The organism is Kribbella sp. NPDC056861, from assembly GCF_040687575.1.
Classification (GTDB): Bacteria; Actinomycetota; Actinomycetes; order Propionibacteriales; family Kribbellaceae; genus Kribbella.
Genome location: NZ_JBFBNQ010000005.1, coordinates 353,581 through 378,292 on the forward strand (window position 1 = coordinate 353,581; position 24,712 = coordinate 378,292).

Genomic DNA, 24,712 nt, shown 5'->3' on the forward strand with positions numbered 1-24,712 from the left:
TTGCGTGCGCATGACAACATCTGCGCGAAATCCGCTGATCAGTGGATATATCAACCTTTGACAACGAAGGCGTTACGTTGGCTCAGTACCTGGGTAACCTGCTGGAGTAGGTAGCAGGACCGCAGAATCGCCACCGCCGGGTCGATCCCGGCCGGCGCGCTGTCGGCTGCGCTGCTGCCGAAGATGCCGAAGCCCACCGCCCGGACGAGCTGGTGTCTGGATTCCAGCTCTGCGACCAGGGTGCCTTGGGCTCCGCCGCCGGCCCCCCGCTCGGCCTGCCTGACCAGCCACCCCCGCAGCTCCACCAGAGCCGGCGGCAACAAGGCAGCCGTTAAATCGTCCTCCGTGCGCACCCCTGTCGTCGGTGCGTCGCCTGCCGATTGCCTCACCTTGCCGAAGGCGAACTTCCTCTTCTGGCTGAGGTTTGCGGTACTGAAGTGGAGCGGCTCGACCGCCTCGCCTGCCGGACAACCCGGGTGGATCAAGCTCATCGGCTCGCCCGACAGGCCAGTGGGGGTCGGACGAAGCTGGGCGACCAGCAGGGTGCCGGGTGCGAGGTCGTCGGCGGTGAGTGACTCGATCCGCTGAATCGCGTGCGCGTTCTCGGCGGAGTACGGGAGGACGAGGGTGAGGGTTTCGCCTTCCTGGTCGAGAATCTCCCACGACAGTGACTGGTGGTTCGGGTGGAATACGGGCTGCCCGAACGCGGCAGGGCGTAGTACGGACCAGTCGGCGAGGGGCGCTGGTTCGTCAAGCAGGCTGCGCGGTTGGCGAGCCAGCTCCGACCAGTGCGTCACCACGGGAAGCCCGGCCGCAATCGCTTCTCCGCTGAGCTTTACCGCGGCGGCACGAGTGCTCTCCGCGCCGGACAACCGCCCCGACGGACTGAGCTTCGCATCACTGAGCCGTACGTCGGCGCCGGTCGCGTCGGCCGGTGACGCGAGGCCCTCCCAACCGGCGACTCCGCGATAGCTGGCCCGTGGATCGAAAGCAGGCATGGAATCCGGACGCGCATCGGTCCACGCCACGAACTGCTTCTCCGCCGGCCACCAGAACAACGCGGTCAACCCGTGGTACCCCGACGCGGCACGCCAGGGATAAGCCCCGAGCCCGATCACATCCATCCGGCGTACTACGTCGTACCGGCCGCGCGCCTGACCCACCAACCGCGGCGGCTCCGCCTGATCGAGTGCGCAGACCAAGGCATAGACGAGAGCTGATTCGTCGAGCAGTCGGTGTTCGTCCGCACGGGCGGAGCGGTCGAGCAGGAGCTCGACGTGATCGGCCAGACGTCGCAGGGAACGGGCCAGCCGGTGGTACTCCGCGCCCTGCGCCCAGACAGCCAGCGTCTCGTAGCGCTGATGGATCGATCCCGACACATGGGCGATCCCCAGCCTGACCGTGTCGGTCAGCAGTTGCTTGACCGCCGCTCGCAGTCGCACCCGGCTGTCCGCCAGCTGACGCGGGGTCTGCTTCTCGACCCGCTCCGCCGGCGGTGGACCGACGCCGGACAGTCGCTGAAACGCCAGCACCGCAGCGACCTGGTACTTCTCCAGATTCGTGAGCTTGCTGTCCGGCACCAGCCCGGCCAACCCGCCACCCATGAACCGGAAGGTGACCCGCGGGCTGGTCAACGTGAGGACGAACTGGCGGCCGCTCTCCACCCGCACATCGCTGCCGAGGTCGAGATCATCGACGTACTGCAACGCCCACCGAAACCCCGCCCGCCCCGCATGCTTCACCAACTGATCGACATCAAAATCCAAGAGTTCGGCTGTTAGTCCGTCTGCGACTGGGCTGTCCGGAGGTGTCGACTCAGGTGCAGCCGGACTTGTCAGCAGCCAAAGGCCGGCGGTGATGATGTGCTGGCAGACGCTCGAACTGGCACAGTCACAAACCGCCCGAGCCGGACCGTCGGCGCCGAACCTCACCCGCGCCGACCCGACCTGGATCTCCAAACCGGCCGGCTCGTCCGCGATCACCTCAGGCTGCACAGCCGTCAGATCCTTGCGCGCTCGCCGCAGCAGCCCGCGATTCGCCAGCGCCGCCCAGGCATCGTCGTCGTACCGGCTGAGTTGCTCGACCAGTTCCGTGCGCAGGCTCATGACGTCACCTCGACCAGCCAGTTGGCGAGCTCGGCCGGAGTGAGCGCAGCGATCTTCATGTCGTGCTCCGCCAGCCGTCCCGCCATCGCCTTGTCGTACGACGGGAACGCCTCGCCGTCGAGCGCCGCCAGGCCGAGCATCGTGACGCGCGCCTCGGCCAGTTCGCGGACCGCCCGGACCAGCTCGGCAGGTGAGCCACCCTCGAAGAAGTCCGTTACGAGCACGAAGACCGTCCGAGCCGGATTCTCCACCAGTTGAGCGCAGTACTGGACTGCCTTGGCGATATCCGTGCCGCCACCGAGTTGCACGCTGAGCAGCACCTCGACCGGGTCGTCGGTGATGTCCGACAGATCCACCACATTGGTGTCGAACAAGACCAGCCGGACCCGGAACGCCGGCAGCCCGGACAGGATGCCCGCCATCACCGCACTGTGGATCACCGAACCAGCCATGCTGCCGCTCTGGTCGACGCAGACGATGATGTCCCAGGGCAGCCGCCGGGTGTTGCGCTCGAAGAACAGCACCCGCTCCAGGATCAGCTTGCCGCTGTCCGGGTCGTAGTTCTTGAGGTTGCGGCGAATGGTGCCGAGGGCATCGAAATTCGCGGTGAGCTGCAACGGCGAGTGCCGATGCCTGCTCAACCGCCCGGACAATGCCTGCCGAACCTCCCCTTCGAGCTTGCGGCGCAGCTCGTCGACCACCTGCTGGATGATCCGGCGGGCGATGACCAGCACCTCGGGACTCAGCCGCCCTTTCAGCGCCAGCAAGGTTTTGAGCAGTTGCTCGTTGGGCTCGAGGCGTTCGAGCGCGCGCGGATCGGTGACCAGCTCGGTCAGCCCGTAGCGGTCGAGCGCGTGCTTCTCCACGATCTCGGCGGTCCTGCGCGGGAACAACTCACGAACCTCGCCGAGCCAGTCGACCAACGTCAGAACGGAATCCCCGAGGCCACCCTGACGGCCGCCGCCTTGACCATCCGCGCCCTGACCGCCAGGACCTTGGCCGTCCGCTCCTCCTCCCGGCCCAATGCCGTCTCCCTCACCCGGCCGTACACCGCGCCCGCTGTACTCCCGCCGGTACAGATACTCCAGCGCCGCGTCCATCCGCGCCTGATGGCTCCCGGCCTTCGGCGACCCCAGTTGCTGTTCGGCGTACCGGCCAAGCACCAGTCGCCAGCGCTCGACCTGACTCATGATTCACTCCAGGCCGCAAGGCCGTCGCGGGCCAGCAGCGCCGCGACCTGCACCGAGATCTCAAGGTTGTGCTGAACCTCCGAGTCACTCACGTTCCGCTGCACCAACGAGCCGAGATCGCTGCGACCGTGCAGTTTTGCCACCGCCGACGCGACTCGATCGGTCTCCATCGGCGTCAGATCCGCGAAGGCGAGCCGCAACTCCGGCAGATGCGCGACGAACGTCTCTTCCTTCCACTCCGCCAGCCGCCGATCCAGCCCGGCCAGCAACTCGTTCTCTTGCCAGGCTGTCTCCCGCGCCGTGATGAGGAGCCCAGTCAGGAAGCCAACCGCCTCCGTCGGCGCCACTCCCCCGGCCAGGTGCCCCGAGACCCGCTCGACCAACTCCCCCGACCCGATCCGCCCGGCGGAGTACAACAGTCCAGTCGCGGCACCCCGCACCAGCGGTACGTCGTACTCCGTGTGCAGTCGCGCGATCAGCTCCCAATAGAGGTCCCCATCGAGTTCCGCACCCGCCTGGCTCGCGATCAACTCCCGGAACTGCACCAGCGCATTGACGATCTCCGCCGCCTCGTCCTCCCGACCGCCTTGCAGCTCACGCCCCAGATAAATCCCCCGCCCGTACGCCGCCCGCAGCAGCACGGGCAGATCGTCGACCAGCCGCGCTTCGAGCGGTTCACGCGCCTCCCAGAGCAGCGCGAGCCGGGTCGTCGCAGTCGCCACGTTGGTGAAGGACGCATCCTCGACGATCGTCGACCGAACCAGGTCGAGCGTCTTCGGAACCTCCGTCTGCAACCCGAGCACACACGCCTGGGAGAGCAGCGCAACGGCCGCGATGGCGTCCGACCGCCGACTCGAGTCACGATGCTCCGCCAGTACCCTCGAGAACTTGGCCAACACCGCGGCCGGCAGCGTCGAGCCGTAGACCGACGCCTCCACCAAGGCGCCCTCGGTCAACGGAGACCAGCCATAGTCCCAGCGCTCCTGCAGCCGGCCGAGACCGAAGCCCCGCACGAAATCAGGCCCCGCCACCTTCGTCGCGAACGGGACGCTCAGCAGACTCAGCCCGTGCAGGAGCCGGCTGGTCTCGCGATGGGCAGCACTGCGGTAGATGTCGAGGCTGGTCGTCTGCCGACCAGCCGAATCAACCTTGAGTCGCTGCCGGTGCAGCCGCTCGAAGGCGTCGTGCACGAGTGGCGGCGTACCGGTTCCTGGCGGGACCGTGCCGATCGCGTCGCCGGTGAGAATCCGGCGGCAGGCTGCGCTGATCCGCAGACCCTCGATGTCGATGTCGCCTTTGACGAAACAACTGGTGACGGCATCGAGGAGATCGCTGCGCAGTGGAGCCGGATGATTGCGAAGCTCGGCCAGTTGCAGCGCCTGCTCGAATGCTGCTGCCACCGAGGCGACCGAAAGCGGGAGTTGCTGGTCGACGCGGAGGTCGCGGGAGATGTCGAGCAACGCGGTGAGCAGCGCCGCGGTTCGTGGTTCCTCGTCGGTGGGTCCGCCGACGAGACCTTCCCAGAGGTGCTGGTGCCAGGCCGGGGAGGTCATGCCCGCGGCGTACCCGTTGAGGCGCTCCAGCCGCTCGAAGGAGAACCTGATCAGGGCTGAGTCCCCGGTGATGCCGTCGGTCGGCAGTTCCGGTCTCGCCGGTGGGTCGGCGAGCAGGGCTGGAATGGCGACCGCGTGGAATCCACCCAGGACAACGAGAATCGGGCCGTCGCCAGGCACTCGCTCAGCAAGGGCTGCGCGAATATGCCAGACCATCTCCGCTTCCCGCGCCGCCGTACCGTCCGCCGCGAGATCCTCTGCCGAGTAGTCGGCGCGCGCCAGGGCGCAGTACGCCGCCACTCGCGCCACGTGCTCGTCCGTGCTGGCGCTCCCGGCGTCTGCCTCGAAGAGCAACTCCCACAGATCCTCGACGTCCCGGCACCCCAATCGCTCGGTCAGTAACCGAAGGGATGCGCTGTGCCGGAAGTGGTGCTCTTCCAGCAGCGAACCGGCCTCGTCCTGAGGCTGCTGCTCGGCGAGGTCCAAGTCGATGAAGCGAGCCGGAATCCCTTGCTCTGCGGCAGCTTTGAGAGCCACCAGCTCAGGTGAGTAGTCACAGAAGGGGTAGTAGGCGGACCACCGTGCCTGCTCCTCACCGGCTCCCCGGTGAGCGTAGGTATAGACGGCCAATGGCATCCGTGCCTCGGCATGGGTGAGCAGCGGAATCAACCCATCGAACCCACGCGGCCCCTCCACCAGTACGACGCTCGGCCGCCGCTCGGCGATCACCTGCCGCACCTGCAACGCGCACGCCGGACTGTGATGCCGCACAGGCATCACGACCAGCTCGTCGCTCACCAACTCCCCCGCCAACCGCCGCACCGCGGCGGTGGTCAGCAACTCCTCGCTCATCGGGACCTCAGCGATCGAGTTCTCGGCGGGCATCCAGGACCCGTCGCCATTGCTGATCGCGCCGGGAGCGCTCCTTGACCACGACATCGAAGTAGTGCCGCAGCTTCTTCCCGTCGTCCGGGTTGTCCTTCAGCACGGTCCCGATCAACTGGCGCGCGATGTGATCGCCCCCGACATCACCGCCGTCGAAGTAGTGCGCGTCGAGCGTGGCCGCGTAACCGACAGCGACAGCCTCGGCCGAGGACATCACCGCGCTGGTCTTCTCGACCACCATGCCCTCCGCCGTCACCCCGTCGCGCAGATCGTGGAAGGCGGTGACCAGCAACTCGACGACATCCTGCTGCATCCGCGTCGCCACCCCGGACCGCTCCAGCAACGCGGCCGTCTGCTCCCTGATCAGCCGCGCCTCCAGCCGCCGGTCCGAGATCGGCCGGACCGTCTCGAAGTTGAACCGGCGCTTCAGCGCGCTGGACATCTCGTGCACGCCACGATCGCGCAGGTTGGCGGTCGCCAGCACGTTGAACCCATGGTTGGCGAACACGGTCGCCTCCGCCCCGGCCAACTCCGGCACGTGCACGACCTTGTCCGACAGCAACCCGATCAGCACGTCCTGGATCTCGGGCTGCACCCGGGTGACCTCCTCGAACCGGCAGACCAGACCCTGCTCGATCGCCTGGTACATCGGTCCCTTCACCAGGGCCCGCTGCGACGGTCCCTCGGCGAGCAGCAGCGCGTAGTTCCACGAGTAGGTGATCTGGTCCTCGGTCGTGCCCGACGTGCCCTGCACCGTGCAGGTCGAGCTGCCGCCGATCGCTGCCGCCAGCAACTCGGACAGCATCGACTTCGCAGTACCGGGCTCGCCGACGAGTAGCAGGCCGCGGTTGCTCATCAGTGTGACGACACAGCGGTCGACGAGTGCGTCGTCGCCGTAGAACTTCTTCCGCACCTCCAGTTGCTCGTCGCCGAGGACGAAGGTGCGGACCGCGCGTGGCGACAGTTGCCAGCCGGCCGGCTTCGGGTGCCGGTCGGTCGCGATCAGCCGGGTGAGCTCATCGGCGTACACCTGCTCGGCCGGCGCGCGGAGGATGCCGGTGGCGTCCATCAGTACTCACTCTTCCGTTCCCAGTCGGGGTCGAAGCCGGTGCCGTCGGACGCCATCAGCCGCAGGTCGTTGTAGGCCTCCGACAGCAACACCTTCGGTACGTCGCTCAGCTGGACGCCGGCTGGTTGGCCGCCCGGCGAGGTCTTCAGGAACGACAGCGAGTTCAGCGCGACGGTCCGGTTGGTCTCCGGCAACGGATTCCCGGTGAACGTGACCACAGCGGTCAGGCCCAACGTCGGGAACCGCTTCTCGTACTCGTAGAACCAGCCGGCGTCCTGAGCCGCGCCGCGCGTGTACCCGAGCTTGCCTGCCCTGCCCCGCAAGGCGAAGGCCTCCAGCAGATGGCCGTTGAAGTCCCGCAACTCGGACCCCGCCGACGACTTCTCCGGCAGGACGAAGGTGCCCTTGCCGAACTGCTGGAACAGCGAGTTGACCTCGTAGTCGGCCAGGTGCTCCTGCCACGCCTGAACGACCTCCTGGTCCAGCAAGCTGTCGTGCGCGACAGCGATCACCGCATCCGCAGGTAGCTTCACCTCGTTGTCGTCGACATCGGTCAGCGTCCCGTCGTCCAACGGCCGGAACACGGTCGTGTCGTCGGCCGTCGTCGCCACCCAGGCGAGCCGCCGGGTCAGGTGCCGGACGACCGGGTGCTGGTTGAGGTACGTCTCCCAGTCGTCGTACGACCAGGTGCGCTCGGTGCAGAGCGCCTCGTACAGCCGTTGGGTCTGCAGCTGGACGATCGCCTTCAGTTCCTTCTTGGCGGTCGTCAACACCTTCTTGGCCGCCTTCACGACCGCTTCGTCCTCCGACTGCCGAGGTGCGGGCAGCGAGGCGATCTTCTTGCCCTCGGGCGATCTGAGCTCGATCGTCAGCTCCGGCCGCAGTACTGGGGTGAACACCCGCTCGCCGTAGCTCAACTCGATCACCCCGGACTCGTCGAACCCTGCCGTCGGGATCGTCCGGTCCGCCAACTCGCCGACCGACCAGCCCTTCCGCTCGGCCAGCGCGCCGGCTTGTTTGGTGGCCTCCTCCTGGAAGCTCTTCGTCCGGAACCGCGCACCGATCGACAGCATCAGCTGCGTCGCGCTCGGGTGGTCGATCCACCCCAGCATCCCGATCAGCGCCTTGCCCTGCGGCGCCCGCTGCCCGTACCACTCCTTCAGATACCGGGCCACCGGATCGGCAGCTCCCTCCCGCGCGCAACTCGCGACCAGCGCCAGCAGCCCCTTGGACCCGATCGCGGAACCGGCCGGCTGACCCGCGAACCACGGCAGCGCCTCGGCCGTCAGCTGTTCGAGACTCTTCCCGATCGCCGGATCGTTGGCGTAGTGCTGCGGGTACGTCGCCAGGTAGTGCAGCTTCTGGGAGGCCTCCTGCTGCGCTTTGGCATGAGCCTCTTCCAACGTCACGGGGCGAAGGTCGGCAGCGAGCCAGCCCTCCAGCAGATACTGACCGAACGCTTCCCGGTCCACCGGTTCGAGCATCGAGCAGTACTTGCGCAGCATCGCATTCGGCTCGGGCGACTTGGCCTTCACCGCCTGCACGGCAAACCACTTCAGTACGTTGACCGGCACCGGCTCACCCGAGTCGGCCCAGCGCACGGCCGGTACCAGTTCCCACTGCAACCAGTCGAGCTCCTTCGGCAACCCCTTGGCCAGTGCGGCCGCGGCCTGAGTGGTCATCCCGTCCCGGTCGAGATACTTCTCCACCGGCTGCCCGAGAGTCTCCAACGCATCCAGTAATGCGCCCTGCGGGACATCCTGCTTCTCCCGCCGTACTGCGGCCTCCAACGCCGGCACCGCCGCCGGATCCCCCAATCGCGCCAGCCACTGCGCCGCCACCGTACGGACATCCGCCTTGCCGTCCTTGAGGCCAGCAGCCGCGCGCTCACCGATCCCCGGCACCTTGGTGAGGGCGTCCTGCGCCGGTCGGCGGGTCGCCTTGCGACTGCCCAGCGCCACACCGACAAGTACGTCGACCACCGCTGGGGGCAGGCCGGGCAACGTCGCCAATGCCCGATAGGGCGCGTCGTCACTGTGATAGAAGGCTCGTTGCGGCGCCGTCAGCGCCTCGCTGACGATCGGCAGGTTGGCCTGGACGAACGGAGCGACGTCCTCATCCGGCCAGCTTCGGCCCAGCTCGACACCCCAGGCCCGGCAGTACCGATCGAAGACCAGCGTCGGGCCGTCGAGGCCGAGCGCGTCCAGAGCGGTCGAGATCTCCAGCAGGGACGGCTTGCCCGTCTGCGCGCGCAAAGTGTTGTAGACCAGGCAGGCCGGGTCGCTCAGGTTGTTGCTGTGGTCGGTCAGCACACCGAGCTGGTTCAGCAGGATCGTCGCCCCGGCCAGGCCGAGCTCGGACAGCGGGAAGCTGCTGGTGATCCGGTCGCCGAACATGAACGGCGCGGCCTTCGACCCGGTCTTGACCAGCGCCGGCGGCGAGCCCGCGCGCAGCGCCTCGATCAGCTTCACCGGGCCTTCGAGCTGGACCAAACCACGATTCCTGTACAGCTGCTCGATCTGCTGGGCCAGGCTCTGCCACCCCGTCTGCACCGTGGTGACCAGCTCGTCGGTCAGCGGCACGGTCCAGTCGATCACCGGCTTCTCGATGACCACTGCAGGCTGTTCCGGGCCGGCCGCGGACCTGTCCCACTCCTCCAGCAGTGCTCTGACCTTCGGCGCCCGGTCTGCCGCGGCGTGCTCACGTGCCCAGTCCCGTACTGCGGTATCGGCACCCGACCACAGCAGTTGCAGGGCGTTCAGCCGTTCCTCCGGCTTGCCCTCGCTCGCGATGACCTTCAGCGGCTCGACCGCATCGATCTTCGCCACCAGTGAAGTCGCCTTGGAGCGAACCTGACTGCTGGTCGACGTGGCCAGCTCGGCAACCTCGGTGGCGAACAAGCTCAGCTCCTCCGCAGTGAGCTGCGGCAGCAACTCCAGCACCAGCAACTGGTTCTCGACCCCGCGAACGCCGACCAGCGGCCGCAGTACCTCGGCATGCCGGACAACAGCCGGCCCGAAACCGTTCAGCAGACGCACCGAGGACCGGGCGTTGCTCGCACCCCACGACTGGCTGGGCCGGAAGGCCGCCACCAGCAGGTCAGACCGATCGGCACCCGCCTCGGCCAGCATCGCCTCCATCGTCGCGTGGTCGAACGGCAACGCCTGCCGCACCGCATGCGACACCCCACCACCGACCGCGGTCAGGTAGATCAGCAGAGCCTCCGCCAGCGGCGCCCCGCCGACCGGATCCAAGTTGAAGAACCTCGGCGAACCTGCTCGCGTCACGCTCTCGATCAGCCGGGCCAACCGAAGAAGCACCGCGGGCGGCAGCGTCCTCAGCCCGTTCCAGAGCTTCCGGTCCGCATCCTCGAGCGTCGTCCGGTCGGTGTGTCCCCAGAGCCGCAACGCCTCGTGCGCATCGGTGTTGCCGACCACCATCGCCAGCGCCGAGTCGGGCTCACCGGTCAACAGGTAGCTCTCGACCGCGGAAGAGATGGTCACCGGCCCACCGTCGAGTCGCTTGAGCACCACCCGCAGCGCCTTCCGCCACTCCGCGGACACCCCCGAGCCGGCCCCGGCAGCACCGTTGCCAGCGCCGACCCCGGCAGCAGCACCGCTGCCAGTGCCGTCGCCGGCTCCGCCCGCAACGCTGTCCCCCAGGCGCCCCAGCAGTCGACCGATTACACCCATTCCCCAGCCACCTCACTCTTTCGTTTCCAATCCGGGTCGAACCCGGTCCCATCAGCAGCCATCAGGCGGAGATCGCCGTAGACCTCCGACAACAGCACCACCGGTACGTCGCCAAGACGCGCTCTCGAGGTCGCGCCATCGGGCTCGCGCCGCTCGAACGACAGGGTGGTCAGCGCAACGATCCTGTTCTGCTCCGGCAACTGGTTGCCGGTGAAGGAAACCACAGCCGTCAGCCCCAAGGTCGGGAAGGTCTTCAGGTAGTGCCGGAACGTCGCCGAGTCTTCACCTTGGCTCCGGGTGTAGCCGAGCTTGCCCGCCCTCCCCCGCAACGCGAACGCCTCCAGCAGGTGCCCCTGGAAGTCCGTCAACTCGGTTTCCGCCGACAACTCCTCCGGCAGCAGGTAGCTGCCCTTCCCGAACTGCTGGAACAGCGGAGCGATCTCGTAGTCGTCCAGATGCGCCTGCCACGCTTCGACGATCGCCGGGTTGAGCAGACTGTCGTGCGCGACAGCGATGACGGCATCGGCCGCGAGCTCGACCTCGTTGTCGTCGACGTCGGTGAAGGTGCCGTCGTCCAGCGGCCGGAACACCGTCACGCTCTCCGCCGTCGTCGCCACCCATGCCAGTCGCTGGGTGAGATGCCGGACCACCGGATGTCCGTTGAGGTAGCGCTGCCAGTCGTCGACCGGCCAGGTCCGTTGCGTGCAGAGCGCTTCGTACAGCCGCTCGCCCTGCAGCTTGACGATCGCCTTCAGTTCCTTCTTTGCCGACGTCAACGACTTCTTGGCCGCCGTGACGTCCTCCTCGTCGTCCGACTTCCTGCACGCCGGCAACCCAGCGAGCCGCTGACCGTCCGGCGACCTCACCTCGATCGTCAGGTCGGGCCGGAGTACGCCGCGGAAGTCTCGCTCGCCGTAGCTCAACTCCAGCACGCCGCCTTCGTCGAGGCCGGCGGTCGGGATCGTCCGGTCCGCCAGCTCCTCGACGGACCAGCCTTTACGCTCGGCCAGCGCCAGCGCCTGCTTGGTCGCCTCCTCCTGGAAGCTCTTGGTCCGGAACCGCGCACCGATCGACAACATCAACTGCGTCGCGGCCGGGTGCTCGACCCAGCCCAGCATCCCGATCAGCGCCTTGCCCTGCGCGGCTCGCTGCCCGTACCACTCCTTCAAATAGGCGCCGGTCGGCCCTGCGATCCCCGCCCCACCGCACGCTGCGACGATCGCCAACAGCCCCTTCGACCCGATCGCTGAGCCACCAGGCTGCTCGCTGAAATACGGCAGATACTCCGCGGTCAGCTCCTGGACCCGCGCCGCACTCACATGAGACGCCTCGTACTCCGCGGCCTCCCCGGCCAGCTCGAGTGCTCTTTCAGGGCTGTTCGGAACCAGGTCCTCGGCCAGCCAGCCTTCGAGCAACTGCTGGGCAAAGGCCTCGCGATCCGACCTGTCGAGAAACGCACAGTACTTCTGCACCATCACGTTCGGCTCCGGCGTCTTCGCCTTCACTGCTTGGCCGACCAGCCATTTCAGCACCTCGACCGGCACCGGCTCACCGGAGTCGGCCCATCGCACCGACGGCACCGTCTCCCACCCCAGCCAGTCAATGCTCTTGGGCAGCGCCTTGCCCGCGGCAGTCATCGCCTGCTCGACCATCGCCTCGCGACCGAGGAACTTCTCGATCGGCTGCCCGAGGCTGGTCAACGCATCCAACAAAGCGCCTTTGGTGACGTCCTGCCTCTCCCGCAGTACTGCGATCTCCAGCGCCGGCACCGCCGCTGGATCTCCCAGCCGCCCCAGCCACTGCGCGGCCGTAGTACGGACGTCGCCTTTGCCGTCTGTCAGTGCGGCAGCGACGCGGCCGACCAGGCCCGGCAGCTCGGCGAGAGTCTCCTGCGCCGGCAGGTGGTCGACCGCGCGACTTCCCAGCGCCAGTGCGAACAGCTTCTCGACCACGGCGGCCGGCATCGGCGACAGCGTTCTCAACGCTTGGTAGGCACGGAGCGGGTTGTTGCGGTCCAGGTAGCTGTGAACGATCGGCACCCCGGTCAGGACTAGGGCAAGGTTCGCGCGGACGAAGGGCTCGACGTCCTCTGCGGGCCAGGAGACACCCAGCGGCTTCCCCCAACCGTTGGCGATCCGGTACTGGCCGAACACCAGCTCCGGACCGTCCAGGCCCAGCTGGTCCAGGATCGTCGACAGCTCCAGCAGGGTCGGACGGCCGGTCCGGCGATGACTCTCCTCATAGACGTCGACCGACCGCAGCCCGTCGCGGCGGTCGATCAGCAGGCCGAAGTGATTCAGCACGATCGTGAGCCCCGCAGGGCTCAGCTCCTCCATCAGCGGTCCCGACCTCAGCAGCCTGTTGATGACGAGCGCCTTGCCTCCATAGACAGCCTCGGAGCCCGCCGGCGGCGGACCTGCGCCAAGAGCCTCAACCAGCCCGTCCAAATCATCCGACGTCAGGGGCTGGAACGAGCCCCGGTAGAGACGCGGATGCCCTACAGCCAGCGCCCGCGCGACATCGGCGGCGTCCTCGCGCTCCGCCAACTCCAGCGCGGCATTCACGTCGACCTGGAACGCGCGCACGGCCGCCAGCAACTCATCGGTGATCGGCACCTGCCAGTCGATCACCGGCAGTTCGACCTCTGTCGCATCACTCTGCGCCGGGTCGGCTTCGCGGTCCCAGTCGGCGACGAGCGCACGCACCTTGGCGGACCGGTCAGCGGCTGCCACCTCACGAGCCCACAGTTGGTCAGCCTCGTCGGCCAGCGTCCAGAGCAGCTCCAATGCGTGCAGCCGCTGCTCGGGAGCCCCCTCGACCGCAAGTGACTTCAACTCCTCGAGCTCCACCACTCGCAGGTATTGACGCTTGGCCCTGGCCCGGACCTGCTTGCTCGACGACGTCGCCAGCACGACCAGCTCGGGCGCGAACGGACGAAGTACTTCGGTGCCGACGTGCGCCAGCATCTCCAGACCGACGAGCCGGCGCGCGGCGTTCCCCTCGATCAGATCGGTCCGTAGCACCGCCGTGTGCCGGGCCACCGCCTCCTCGTAGCCGGGAAGGTCCCGGATCATCGCCCGGCAACTGTCCGGGTCGTAGGCCTCGATCGGCCGGAACGCCGCCACCAGCAGGTCAGAGGGCTTCGCCCCGGTGCACCACAGGACCCGCTCGAGCACCTCGTGATCGAGCGGCAGCTCCTTCGCCGGGCGTCGGTCGAGCCTGGTCAGCTGAGTCAGCAGAGCCTCGGCCATGCTCGCCCGGCCGACATCCTCGAAGGTGATCGGATTCCACGCAGCCGAGTACCGCAGCAAATCGACGATGAACGCCCACCGGCACATCACGTCGGCAGGGAGCTCGCGCACGTGGGCAACCAACGGATGGTGGGTGCCCGGGACGGACCGCGCGGGTGGGCCGCCGGGATTCCACAGGCCGAGCAGCGCGTCTGTCTGCGCCGCCTTCTCCAGCAGCGTGACCGCCGTCGCCGGCTCGCCGGTCAGGACATAGCTCTGCACTGCTTGGGCAACGCCGGGCCCGCCCTGATCCAAGGGCGCCAGATGCGCCTGAAAGGCTTCCAGCCATGCGTCCGGTACCACCGCGGCGCCCCCACCGGTCTCGCTCATCCCAGCTCCCTCCCCTGTGCCGCCTTCCCATCGCGGGACTGGCAAGGAAAGAAGTACCAGGGGCGGCCGACAATTCTGTGATCGTCCTTGCCCGCAGGGTCACCTGGAGCGTCACACGGCCCGTCACACGGCGGCGCGATCTGATGATCAGGCACCGCGGACAGCGGTGGCGCCGCTGGGGGGCGCACGTCTTGGTAGGGGGAAAGTATGAGTACGGAACTGACGGGTACGGCGATCGATTTCGAGGCGATCAAGGCCAAGCAGCGGGCGGGGTGGGAGACCGGGGACTACCCGCGGGTCGGCAACACGCTGCAGATCATCGCCGAGCTGCTCGTCGAGGCGGCGGATGTGCGGGCCGGCCAGGCAGTGCTGGATGTTGCTTGTGGACAAGGCAATGTGGCGCTCGCGGCGGCACGACGGTTCGCCACGGCGACCGGTGTCGACTACGCGGTCAACCTGCTGGAGCAGGGCCGGGAGCGGGCTGCGGCCGAGCACCTGGATGTCACCTTCCTGGAAGGTGACGCCGAGAAGCTGCCGGTGCCGGATGCTGCGTTCGACTTGGTCGGTAGCACCGTCGGGGTGATGTTCGCGCCGGATCACCAGCGCGCCGCGGACGAGCTGGTCCGGGTGACCAAGCCCGGTGGCAAGATCGCGCTGGCCAGCTGGACGCCGACGGGGATGATCGGCGACCTGTTCCGCACGGTCGGCAAGTGGGCGCCGCCGCCGGCCGGGGTGAAGCCGGCCACTCTGTGGGGCGACCAGGAGCACCTGTCGAGCCTCTTCGGTGACCGGGTGGAGTGGGTGGGGCTCACGAAGCGGGAGTACGTGTTCAGGTACCACTCGCCGGAGCACTTCTCCGACTGGTTCCGCCAGTACTACGGCCCGATCACCCGCCTCGCGGGGACCCTGTCCGACCAGGACCTGGCTGCCTTCGCGGCCGACCTGGCCGAGGTACCGCGCGGCTTCAACCAAGCCGACGACGGCACGGTCGCGGCGCACGCGGAGTACCTGGAAGCAGTCGGCATCCGGCGCTGACAGGACAACCGCGGTAGCGGCGACGCGGCGCCTACGCGGTAGGTGGGTGGGGCGCATCGGCTGGGCAGTCGCCCGGGGGCGGCCGGTGCGCCACACTGTGACTGGGGAGGGGGACAGAGATGAGCAAGATCAGGCTGTTGGGGTCGCCGTCGATCGAACAGGCGGGTGCGCCGGCCCGGCCGCCGCGGGGACGCAAGACCTGGGCGCTGCTGGCCTACCTCCTGCTCGCGGACCGCCCGCCGAGCCGCAAGCGGTTGGCGGAGCTCCTGTTCGCCGACGCCGACGACCCACTGGGTGCCTTGCGTTGGTCGCTGGCCGAGCTGCGGCGAGCGTTGGGGGACGGGGACGTCATCACCGGCGACCCACTGACCATCACGCTCGGCCAGGGCACCTCGGTGGACGTCCTGATCGTCACGGAAGACTCCGCTGATCCCGAGCCGCTACTGGAGCTCAGTGGTGAGTTGCTCGAAGGCGTGGAGCTAGCGTTCTGCCCGGAGTTCGAGTCCTGGTTGCTGGTCGAGCGGCACCGCCTCTCAGCCGCCATCGAGGGCAGGCTGCGCGAAACCGCGGTGTCGCTGGTGGCGGGAGGCCGGGCACCCGAGGCAGTCGCCTATGCCTCCAAAGCTGTCGCGCTGAACCCATTGGAGCAAGGCAACCACGAACTGCTGGTCCGCAGCCTCGCGATCTCGGGGAGCCGGACAGCCGCGCTCCGGCAGGTCGCTGTCTGCGAAGACCTGTTGCGGCGTGAACTGGGGATCGAGCCCTCCCCCGCCCTCAGGGAAGCCTCCGAGGTCGGCCCCGGCTCGACTGTCGGTCCGGCGCTGGGTGGCCGGGCAGCAGCCGCAAGTCAGCTGGAGGCCGGGCGGGCAGCGATCGTCGCCGGGGCGGTCGATGCCGGCCTGCAGTGTCTGCGGAGAGCGGTCTCTGAGGCCGAGCACTGCCACGACCCAGAACTGCGAGGTCGCGCTCTCGCGGCCTTGGGCGGTGCGCTCGTGCACGCCATTCGCGGCCGCGACGAGGAGGGCGCGATCGTCCTGCACGAGGCGATCCTGGTCGCCGAGCAGTCGGGCGATCGGCGTACTGCGGTGTCGGCGCATCGGGAGCTCGGCTTCGTCGAAGTACAGGCCGGGCGACGGCAGACGGCGAACAGCTGGCTGGCCAAGGCGCAGGCGCTGGCCGAAACCGACGAGGAGCATGCGGCGATCCTCGGCGTAAGGGGAATGAACTCGTCGGACCAGGGCGACTATCCGGCGGCGTTCGAGCACTTGGGCGAGTCGGTCGAGTCGGCCGCGCGTTGCGGCGATCGGCGGCAACAGGCGTGGTCGCTGTCGATCATGGGGCGGGCGCATCTGCTCCGGGCGGAGTACAGCCAGGCGGCGTCGATCGTTCGCGAGTCGCTCGACCTGGTCCGGCGGGAACGCTGGATCGCCTTCCTGCCTTGGCCGCAGGCGCTCAACGCCGAACTCGACCTGTACGCCGGTGATCTCGACGCCGCCGCCGATGGTTTCGAGCAGGCCTGGGTGCTCGGCTGCCAGCTCAACGATCCTTGCTGGGAAGGGATGGCGGGCCGCGGCCTGGCCCTGCTCAGCACGGGTCGGGGCGAGCACGGGGAGGCCTCCGAGTGGCTGACGCAAGCCGCGAGCCGAGCCAGCCGCGAACCCGATCGCTACCAGTGGGTGCACGCCCACATCCTCGACGCCGCCAGTACTGCGGCGCTGGGGCGTGACGACGAGGAGCGGGCGAGACCACTCGTGACGCAACTGGCCGCGCTGGCAGCCCGCTGCGACATGCGCGAGCTGATGGTCCGGGCCAAGCTGCACCAGGCACGACTCGGTGACTCGTCGGCAGCCGCCTCGGCGCGGCTGCTCAGCGCTGGGATCGACAACCCAGCGCTGACCGCTCTCGTTCAGACCTCCTAATCGCCGGCGCTGGCCGCTCTCGTTCAGACCTGCTAATCGAAGGTCGCGTCCAGCCGCAGCTCGGTGGCTCGATCAGGCTCGCTGAGTACAGCGCGGATGACGTGCCGCTGATCCCACCGCCCCGACGACCACGCCAGCGCCTTGGCGAGACCGTCGAACGTCGCCGCATGCGGTTGCCGCTCCTCGTCGACCCACCAGGACACCTCGAAGCCGTCGACGGTCAGCTCCTCATGCTCCCACCACGTCGCCGGCGCCTCGGGCACCAACTCCCGCACCAACTCCGGTACGTCGGCCTCGACACCGTCTTCACTAATGTTGCCATCAGCAACTTCTCCGGCCATCGGCACGTCGAGCAGATCACTCAGCCCGTCCGCGGCCGCCCCGGACGCGACCACGAACCCGCCGAGATCCGTGCGCTGCAACCACATCGGCGCATCAGCGACCACGGACTCCCCCGCGCTCATCACCGAGGTCTGACCACTACCGTCGAGCACCCGTACGTCGTCCGGAGTACCGCCCGGATAGGCCGAGTGCGTCCCCAACTGACTCCACAGCCGCAAGAGCGCGCTCTCTTCGACTTCACGCCCAGGATCCGCGAGCCGGTCCAGCAACAACTCGACGCCGGCCGCATCCAGATCGCCGACCACCCGCACGAGCCCGACCGCGGTCCGCACCTCGGGATCCAACCCTGCGGTCCACTCCGGCGCGGCGTCGAGGAAGCTCGCCAGGATCGGATCCGCCTCGGGATCGGCCCGCCCGGCCAACGGCTCACCGTCTTCCAGCAGAACGCGCTCTCTGATCCACCACGCCGAGTACGACGGGGCGCCGTGCGGCACATCGTCCGGCCCGACCACCCGCACGGTCTCGACCAGCGCGCGCCGCAACTCGGGCGAGGTCCCGAAGAGTCCGAGCACTCGCGGCCACGCGTCGTCCACGATCCAGTCCAGATCGCGCACCCCGATCAGCTCGCCGACTGTCGCCCCGAAGCGCGAGCCGTCGGGCGCCACGTCATCGGCCCAGTCCTCGATCCCGTCGAGATCGCTCAGCGCCTCGGGCAGTTCGTCCAGGGTCACGTCCGACGCCGAGACGGTGCCCAGGGTGTTGAGCACGCCGACCGCCTCGACCGCGGGCAGGCCGTAGCGTTCCACGATCGCGTTGTCGATCGGCGCCACTTCCTCCTCGTCGAGCACGGCGGCCGCGTCCGATCCGGCGATCACGAGCGCGTTGGCCGGGACGAGTTCACCGTCGGCGTCACGTAGCACGAGGTCGGAGAGCCACCACAGGCCTTCCGCCTGCGAGACGTCCGCTGCGACCACGGTCAGCACGGCATCGGCGATCACCTCGGGGTCGTCAGCCTCGGCAGAGTGCTCGACTGCCGCTCGCACGGCGCTGTCTTCCAGCAACGCGCGGGCGGAGATGGGAATCGCGCCGAGGCGTTCCAGCGAAGGATGAACAGCCTCCGGATGCACAACCCGTACGCCGTACTCACCGAAGGTCGCCAGTACCTCGGCCGGCAACTCGCTCCCCGGCAGCAGCAGACCCCGTACTCCGCGGACCAGCCGCCCATCGGCCAGCGGGACCGGCAGCGTGCCGAGCGACTCGCGCAGCAGCGGATCGGTGACCATCACCGAGATTGCGGCATAGATGCCGTGCCACCAACTCGGCGGTTGCGCCTCACCTGCAGAACCGAGCTGGTCGACCAGATCGGCGAGGTCGAGTCGGCGGATGCCCAAGGCATCGAGTGGCGTCCGGTCCTGCCTCGGCGAGCTGACCAGTCCGCGCACGATCGGCGCGAGCACCTGGTCGAACGCTGCGTCCGAGCCCTCCACCGCCACGGCTTCACGAGGTTGCAGCGGGATGCCGTCCTCCACCGCGTGCACGATCGGCGTATTCGGCAGGACGGCGAGGATCGCGTCCCGGAGAGCGCGATCCAAGGCGCCTGCCGCAAGGCCGGTCGGCACCAGCGGCAACACCTTGGCACCGTCCTCTGCACGATGACGAAGCAGCTCCGCATAGGCCGTGGCCGCCTCCTGCACCAGCCGGTCGGTCAGCGGGCCAGCGGCCACATGCCGTCGCGACGGGTCCAGCGGGAAAGTTGCCAACAGCAACGCAGGCAACGACAACGGCTCGTCGGTCGGCGTCGGCGCGTGAACCACTCCGGGCAGCGCGGTAGCGCTCTCCCGCGGCAGCGCCCACAGGATCGACCAGTAGGGCCGGGAGCGTTCCTCAGTCGGGCGATCGGCGAGTAAGCGCTCTCTGTCGCTCTCGTCGAGTACGCCGGACGCGCGCTGCACGAACCACCGCGACTCGGCATCGGCCAGCTCACGCACCGAACCGTCGACGTCGAGCTCGATCCGCTCCAGGCCAGGCAGTGCGAGCAGCAACGCGTCATCGGCGTCGGCCAGCAACCGGCGTACCAGCTCGGCGGCGGCCTCGTCGCGGAGGGGCAGGATGACCGAGGTGTCATAACCTTCCGGCGGTTCACCTTCGGCCTCGAACGGCAACCGCAGTACGGGGACCTGGCCGTCGCGCCGACGAACCTCGGTCTCCAGCCCCGGCGAGTGCAATCCGGCGACGGCCGCCGCGCTGTCCACCCGAGAGAACCGGACCCCACCGGAACGCGACAGGATCACCGGCTCGTCGCTCACTGCGAGCACGGCCGAGAACCCGACCCCGAACCGCCCGACAGCGCTCTCCGAGTCGTCTCGCTTGGCCGACGCGCGCAGCGTCGCAAGGGACTCGACGCCCTCGGCCGTCAGCGGCGAACCGGTGTTGGAGACGACCAGCGTTCCCGCCCGCAGCGAGAACTGCACCCGCCCGGGCACCCCGGCCCGAGCAGCCGCGTCCGCCGCGTTCTGAGCGAGCTCGACCACCACTCGATCCAGATAACCACCGAGTACGAGATCCTCCTCGGCGTTGGCGTCCTCCCTGAACCGAACCGGCGCCGCCGCCCACCCAGCCAGCACTCGCTCCCGAATCCCGCCAACCCCAAACTCGTCAGTCACCCGGGTGAGTATGCCGCCCGGCATTCCCGTCGCCGCAGCGGGTGGTGGTGGGTAGGTTGGCCCGATGGACTTCCAAGAGGTGGTGCGACGGCGGCGGATGATCCGGCAGTACGACGTGGACCGGGCGGTGCCCGAGGAGGTGCTGGAGCAGATCCTCGAGAACGCTCTCCGGGCGCCGTCCGCCGGGTTCGCCCAGGGGTTCGGCTTCCTGGTGCTCGACAGCCAGCAGGACATCGCACGGTTCCGGGCGGCGGCGACGCCGGACGAAGGTCCGGACAACTGGCTGGCGGCCAAGATCCAGGCGCCGTTGCTGATCGTGGTGCACTCCCACAAGGACGCCTACCTCGACCGGTACGCCGAACCCGACAAGGGCCACACCGATCGCGCCGAGGACTGGTGGCCGGTCCCCTACTGGGATGTCGACGCGGGGATGTCGGCGATGCTGATCCTGCAGAGCGCGGTGGACGCGGGACTCGGCGCGTGTTTCTTCGGGCTGCCGGCGGATCGCATCCCGGTGTACCGCGAGCAGTTCGGCGTACCGGCGGGGATGATGCCGATCGGCGCGGTCTCGATCGGGTACTCCGACGAGCCGCCTCGCGATCTCAGCAAACGCCGCAAGCCCGCCACCGACCTCATCCACCGCGGCCGCTGGACAACGGCCGAGTAGCGGGCCGTTCTGCGCCGGGCCAGCGCCGATGGAGTGGCAGGTATCGTCGTCGCGTGATCACCCCTGGCAGTCGTTACGTCGCGTTGGGCAGTTCGTTCGGCTCCGGCCCTGGTATCAAACCGATCGTGGACAAGGCGGCCGGCCGCTCCGGCCGCAACTACGCCCATCTGGTTGCCGAGGCGCTCGACCTCGAGCTGACCGATGTCACGTACTCCGGCGCGACGACCGCGACCATCCTGCGCGACCGGCAGAACGACGCGCCGCCGCAACTCGATGCCGTCGGCCCCGATACCGCGCTCGTCACGATCACTGCCGGCGGCAACGACATCGACTACATCGGCACCTTCGTCCGGGGCAGCCTGATGAACACGCTGGCCAAACCGGCCACTCTGCTCGGCAAGCGCGTCGCCAACCGGATCCGGGCCCGGGTCAGCTATCTCAAGGAGCAGTCCGAGTACGACGCTGTCGCCGCGTCCCTGAGCGAGATCGTGCTGGCGGTCAGAGAGCGCGCTCCGCAGAGCCGGATCCTGCTCGTCGACTACCTGACCGTGGCCGGCCCGGCGACCCGCGCGCGGCTCGACGTCCCGCTGAACGAGGAGCAGTTGCCGAGCGTCGTGATGATGGCCGACGGGCTGGCCAAGGCGTTCGCGACCGCCGCCGAGAAGACCGGGGCCGGTCTGATCACCGCGTCGGCTGCCAGCCTGGATCACGCGGTCGGATCAGCCGAGCCCTGGACGACAGGCTTCCGCCTCGTCGGTGCAATCCCCTACCACCCGACAGCCGCCGGAATGGCCGCCGTCGCCGAACTGATCGTGGCAGAACTACGCAGCGAAGTCTGACCTGTTGAGGCGGGCGGACGCCTACTAAAAGTCGGCGTCCGCCGTAGCTCACGGCTTCACGCCGGAGCGACACCCTCGGGGTGGATCTCGACGGCCTGGTAGACAGGCTTGCCACCGGCCCCGGGCGTGACCGAGACGCGGTGCGCGATCTCCAGCACCCGCTCCTCGGAGGCGACGTCGAGCACCCAGTAGCCGGCCAGCACCTCCTTGGTCTCGCTGAACGGGCCGTCGGTGATGATCGGCTCGCCGTCGCTCTGCGCCTGATACGTCTTCATCGCGTCGGGCCCGGCCAGCCCGCGCGCCTCGACCAGCTCCCCGGCGTCGCTCAGCTCCCGGTTCAGCTCGTGCATGTACTCGACCATCACCTTGAGGTCGTCCTGCGACCAGGACGTCGGCATGTCGTCCCAGCCCTGCTTGTTCGAGTGCATCAGCAGCATGTACTTCATCGATCCCACTCCTTCTCATCTGTCCCCTACCGGGGTCGCTCAGCAGCAACGTCGGAGCCGATTTCGGTTTCTCGACAGGTTCCGGTCTAGAGCAGCTGCTGCCGCGACGCCTGGACGCCGAGCTGAAACCTGGTCTGCGCCCCCAACGTCTCCTGCAGCCGGCTGATCCGGCGCGCGATCGTCCGCTCGCTGACCCCGAACTCGCGCGCGATCGACTCGTCCGTCAGCCCGGCGCTCAGATAGGTGAGCAGCCGTTTCGTCTCCAGCGACGGAGTACCGACCGCGTCGCTGGTGTCAGTCCCGCTGGTGATCGGCACCGCCATCCGCCAGAACGCGTCGAACACCCCGACCAGCCCGGTCAGGAACGGCGAGTGGTGCACCACCATCGCCGCCGTGCTGGTGATCTCGCCGACCGCGGTCCGGGCCGAGAGCAGCGCCCAGCGGTCATCGACAATGGTCAGGTTCAGCGGCACCTCCGGAAACACCCGGGCCTGTTCACCGGCGTCGACGCAGCGTTGCACCATCCGGAGAGCGGCCGAGTCCTGCAGCACCTGCGTCCCGTAGATCACCTCGTACGCGACGCCGCGGCCGAGCGCGTCGAAGAGCCCATCGACGATCTGGTGATCCGGCGACGCCAGGTTTCCCACGGTCATCGCCCGGACCTGTTGCTGGACGTCGACCTGCACCTGGTTCAGCACCGATCGCGCGGTCTCGGCGTCGGGCAGCAACTCGACGTACGTCTGCTGTCCGATCCCGGCGGTCCAGAGATCAGCGAGCAACGCCGCGCTCTCCCGGGCGAGAACGGCCTCTCTGTCCCGGCGCTGAGCGACCGCCTCCATCGCCAGGTGCGGCGGTTGCGGCAGCACCCGGCCGCCGGACCGCTCCACCAGCCCGATCGCGGCGAGCTCGGCCAGCGGGCCGTCCACGTCACCGACCGCGCCGAGCTCGTCGACACCCAACGCACCACGGGTCATCAGATCGAGGTAGATCGCCTCGGCCTCGGCGGAGATGCCCAGCGCACGGAGTTGCTGCATCCCTCAGGTCTATCAGTTACTCGGCGTGTACACGTACGGCGTAGTCGTCGTGACCGGCAGGAATCCGAGCCGCTGCAGGATCGGCGAGCTGTCATCCGAGGCATCGACCTGCAGATAGCGGTAGCCGAGCTCCACCGCCCGGGCCGCGCGGACGGCGACGAGCGCCTTGTAGATGCCCTTGCCACGCCACTCGGCCAGTGTCGATCCACCCCACAGGCCGGTGAAATCGGTGTTCTTCTTGTAGACCGCCCAGGCGGCCGATACCACCTCGCCGTCCACCTCCGCCACGAAGATGTCGGTCAGGCCGGTCGCGTGCCGGCTCACCAGGTCGTCGGTCAACCAGGACCAGTCCTGGCCCCAGACCGTCGACTCCATCGCGGCGATCCGCTCGAAATCAGCCTTGTCCTCGGTACGCCGGATCGTCACTCCGTCGACGGTTTCGCGCCCCGCCAGCCGTTCGACGATGTCAGCGCTCTCGCCGATCACGACGGTCTCCCGCTCCTCCGGCACGAACCCGGCCGCGACCAGCCGCTCGGGCAGATCGGCCGGCAGGTCGTGCCCACGCGTCTTCCACTCGACCGGGTCGCCCTTCGCGGCGAAGTACTCGCGTTGCCTGGCGATCAGGGCATCCAGCTCAGCGCCGTCGAGCCCTTCGAGAGAGCGGTAACTGACGAAACCGCGGTTCGGGTACTCGACCCGAATCAGGGGCCCATCGGTGCTCGTCGGCACGTCGGCCGCCTCGGCGTTGCCTCGCAACTGGTCGTCGTACGCCGCCAGCAGTACGGCGGCCCGGTCAGTGTTGTTCGCTTCAGTCACCCGGCGACTCTGCCACGAGCCGGGGGCGATGCACGACCTCTTTGATCTCGGTTTCACTGCTCGCCCGGCGCCTGGTGACGACGCGTCGGAGAGCGCTCCACAGTCGGTGCTCGCGGCGCTGGACGAGCAACGCCTCGTCGGCAGTACGCCGTACTTCGTCGTGCCCGCTGGTGGAGCGCCGCATGTCGTCGGCGACAAGCTTCACGCTCAGGACCAGACTCAGGGGTTCCATCTCCGTCTCCTGCCTCTCTGCTTCGGTGTCTACAGAGCGGAGGTCGGAGCCGATCGGCGGATCTCTACATTTCAGCTTCGCTCGGTCGACCGGAGCAGGGCGCGGAGCAGATCGGTCAGCCGATCCTGCTCGGTCGGCGGCAACTGGTTGACCAGGTCGACCTCGACCTTGGTGATGTCACCGAGCGCCTGCTGCCAGATCTCCAGCCCGGCCGCGGTCAGCGTCGCGACCACCTTGCGCCGGTCATCGCGATCGTGGTGCCGCTCGACGTACCCGAGGCGCTCGAGAGCGTCCAGCCGATTGGTCATCGCGGCCGGAGACATCCCGAGCTGGCTCGCCAACCCGCCCGGCGTCGACTGGTACGGCGCTCCGCCGCGGCGCAACATGTGCAGCGTCTTGAATCCCCACCACTGCAACCCATGGCCGGCCAGTACGGCGTCCCGCTCCCGGTCGAGATAGCGCCCGAGCGCCTGCAGCCGGGTCGCGATCCCCTCGACCCGCAGGTCCATCTCCGGTAGCTCACGGCTCCACAGGGCCAGGTGGGCGTCGATCGAGTCCTTCACCGGGTAAATGATTCAGCGACTGAAGCTTAATTGTCAAATCTT

The 24,712-nt window shown here is 68.4% G+C and carries 16 protein-coding genes; 4 read left to right on the forward strand and 12 right to left on the reverse strand.

Annotated elements, in window-relative coordinates:
- Window positions 1-50: 50 nt before the first annotated feature.
- Genes AB0P21_RS25960 through AB0P21_RS25985 form a run of 6 tightly spaced genes read right to left on the reverse strand, consistent with a single transcriptional unit; the run spans window position 51 to window position 14,114 of the window.
- Window positions 51-2,105 carry a hypothetical protein gene (locus AB0P21_RS25960; protein ID WP_363699782.1) on the reverse strand — a complete coding sequence of 685 codons (2,055 nt, stop codon included), beginning with the start codon at window positions 2,103-2,105 and terminating at the stop codon, window positions 51-53.
- The gene (locus tag AB0P21_RS25965) at window positions 2,102-3,295 is read right to left on the reverse strand and encodes a VWA domain-containing protein (protein ID WP_363699783.1); all 1,194 of its coding nucleotides are present in this window, start codon (window positions 3,293-3,295) and stop codon (window positions 2,102-2,104) included. The genes AB0P21_RS25960 and AB0P21_RS25965 overlap by 4 nt, the downstream gene beginning before the upstream one ends.
- The gene (locus AB0P21_RS25970; RefSeq protein ID WP_363699784.1) at window positions 3,292-5,787 is read right to left on the reverse strand and encodes a DUF5682 family protein; all 2,496 of its coding nucleotides are present in this window, start codon (window positions 5,785-5,787) and stop codon (window positions 3,292-3,294) included. Before AB0P21_RS25970 ends, AB0P21_RS25965 begins: the two co-directional genes overlap by 4 nt.
- The gene (locus tag AB0P21_RS25975; protein WP_363699785.1) at window positions 5,708-6,802 is read right to left on the reverse strand and encodes an AAA family ATPase; all 1,095 of its coding nucleotides are present in this window, start codon (window positions 6,800-6,802) and stop codon (window positions 5,708-5,710) included. Before AB0P21_RS25975 ends, AB0P21_RS25970 begins: the two co-directional genes overlap by 80 nt.
- Complete coding sequence (locus tag AB0P21_RS25980) at window positions 6,802-10,494, reverse strand: DUF4132 domain-containing protein (RefSeq protein WP_363699786.1); 3,693 nt, start codon at window positions 10,492-10,494, stop codon at window positions 6,802-6,804. The genes AB0P21_RS25975 and AB0P21_RS25980 overlap by 1 nt, the downstream gene beginning before the upstream one ends.
- Window positions 10,485-14,114 (reverse strand): DUF4132 domain-containing protein, encoded by a 3,630-nt coding sequence (locus AB0P21_RS25985; protein ID WP_363699787.1) that lies wholly within the window; start codon window positions 14,112-14,114, stop codon window positions 10,485-10,487. Before AB0P21_RS25985 ends, AB0P21_RS25980 begins: the two co-directional genes overlap by 10 nt.
- A 207-nt stretch (window positions 14,115-14,321) precedes the next feature.
- On the opposite strand from AB0P21_RS25985, the gene AB0P21_RS25990 reads away from it, so the two are divergent.
- The gene (locus tag AB0P21_RS25990; protein WP_363699788.1) at window positions 14,322-15,149 is read left to right on the forward strand and encodes a methyltransferase domain-containing protein; all 828 of its coding nucleotides are present in this window, start codon (window positions 14,322-14,324) and stop codon (window positions 15,147-15,149) included.
- Window positions 15,150-15,268: 119 nt separating this feature from the next.
- Window positions 15,269-17,068: a BTAD domain-containing putative transcriptional regulator gene (locus tag AB0P21_RS25995; RefSeq protein ID WP_363699789.1), complete on the forward strand. Its 1,800-nt coding sequence runs from the start codon at window positions 15,269-15,271 to the stop codon at window positions 17,066-17,068.
- 32 nt (window positions 17,069-17,100) lie between these two features.
- Here the strand turns inward: AB0P21_RS25995 and AB0P21_RS26000 are convergent, their stop codons facing one another.
- Window positions 17,101-20,073 carry a hypothetical protein gene (locus AB0P21_RS26000; RefSeq protein ID WP_363699790.1) on the reverse strand — a complete coding sequence of 991 codons (2,973 nt, stop codon included), beginning with the start codon at window positions 20,071-20,073 and terminating at the stop codon, window positions 17,101-17,103.
- 64 nt (window positions 20,074-20,137) lie between these two features.
- On the opposite strand from AB0P21_RS26000, the gene AB0P21_RS26005 reads away from it, so the two are divergent.
- Window positions 20,138-20,740: a nitroreductase family protein gene (locus AB0P21_RS26005; protein ID WP_363699791.1), complete on the forward strand. Its 603-nt coding sequence runs from the start codon at window positions 20,138-20,140 to the stop codon at window positions 20,738-20,740.
- Between the two features lie 53 nt (window positions 20,741-20,793).
- Window positions 20,794-21,579 (forward strand): SGNH/GDSL hydrolase family protein, encoded by a 786-nt coding sequence (locus AB0P21_RS26010; protein ID WP_363699792.1) that lies wholly within the window; start codon window positions 20,794-20,796, stop codon window positions 21,577-21,579.
- 56 nt (window positions 21,580-21,635) lie between these two features.
- Here the strand turns inward: AB0P21_RS26010 and AB0P21_RS26015 are convergent, their stop codons facing one another.
- The 5 genes from AB0P21_RS26015 to AB0P21_RS26035 form a co-directional block, all read right to left on the reverse strand.
- The gene (locus tag AB0P21_RS26015) at window positions 21,636-22,025 is read right to left on the reverse strand and encodes a YciI family protein (RefSeq protein ID WP_363699793.1); all 390 of its coding nucleotides are present in this window, start codon (window positions 22,023-22,025) and stop codon (window positions 21,636-21,638) included.
- 86 nt (window positions 22,026-22,111) lie between these two features.
- Window positions 22,112-23,059 (reverse strand): LuxR C-terminal-related transcriptional regulator, encoded by a 948-nt coding sequence (locus AB0P21_RS26020; protein ID WP_363699794.1) that lies wholly within the window; start codon window positions 23,057-23,059, stop codon window positions 22,112-22,114.
- A gap of 12 nt (window positions 23,060-23,071) precedes the next feature.
- Window positions 23,072-23,875, reverse strand: coding sequence for a GNAT family N-acetyltransferase (locus AB0P21_RS26025; RefSeq protein WP_363699795.1), 804 nt, complete (start codon window positions 23,873-23,875; stop codon window positions 23,072-23,074).
- The gene (locus AB0P21_RS26030) at window positions 23,868-24,107 is read right to left on the reverse strand and encodes a hypothetical protein (protein WP_363699796.1); all 240 of its coding nucleotides are present in this window, start codon (window positions 24,105-24,107) and stop codon (window positions 23,868-23,870) included. Before AB0P21_RS26030 ends, AB0P21_RS26025 begins: the two co-directional genes overlap by 8 nt.
- A gap of 71 nt (window positions 24,108-24,178) precedes the next feature.
- The gene (locus AB0P21_RS26035) at window positions 24,179-24,670 is read right to left on the reverse strand and encodes a MarR family transcriptional regulator (RefSeq protein ID WP_363699797.1); all 492 of its coding nucleotides are present in this window, start codon (window positions 24,668-24,670) and stop codon (window positions 24,179-24,181) included.
- Between the last annotated feature and the right edge of the window lie 42 nt (window positions 24,671-24,712).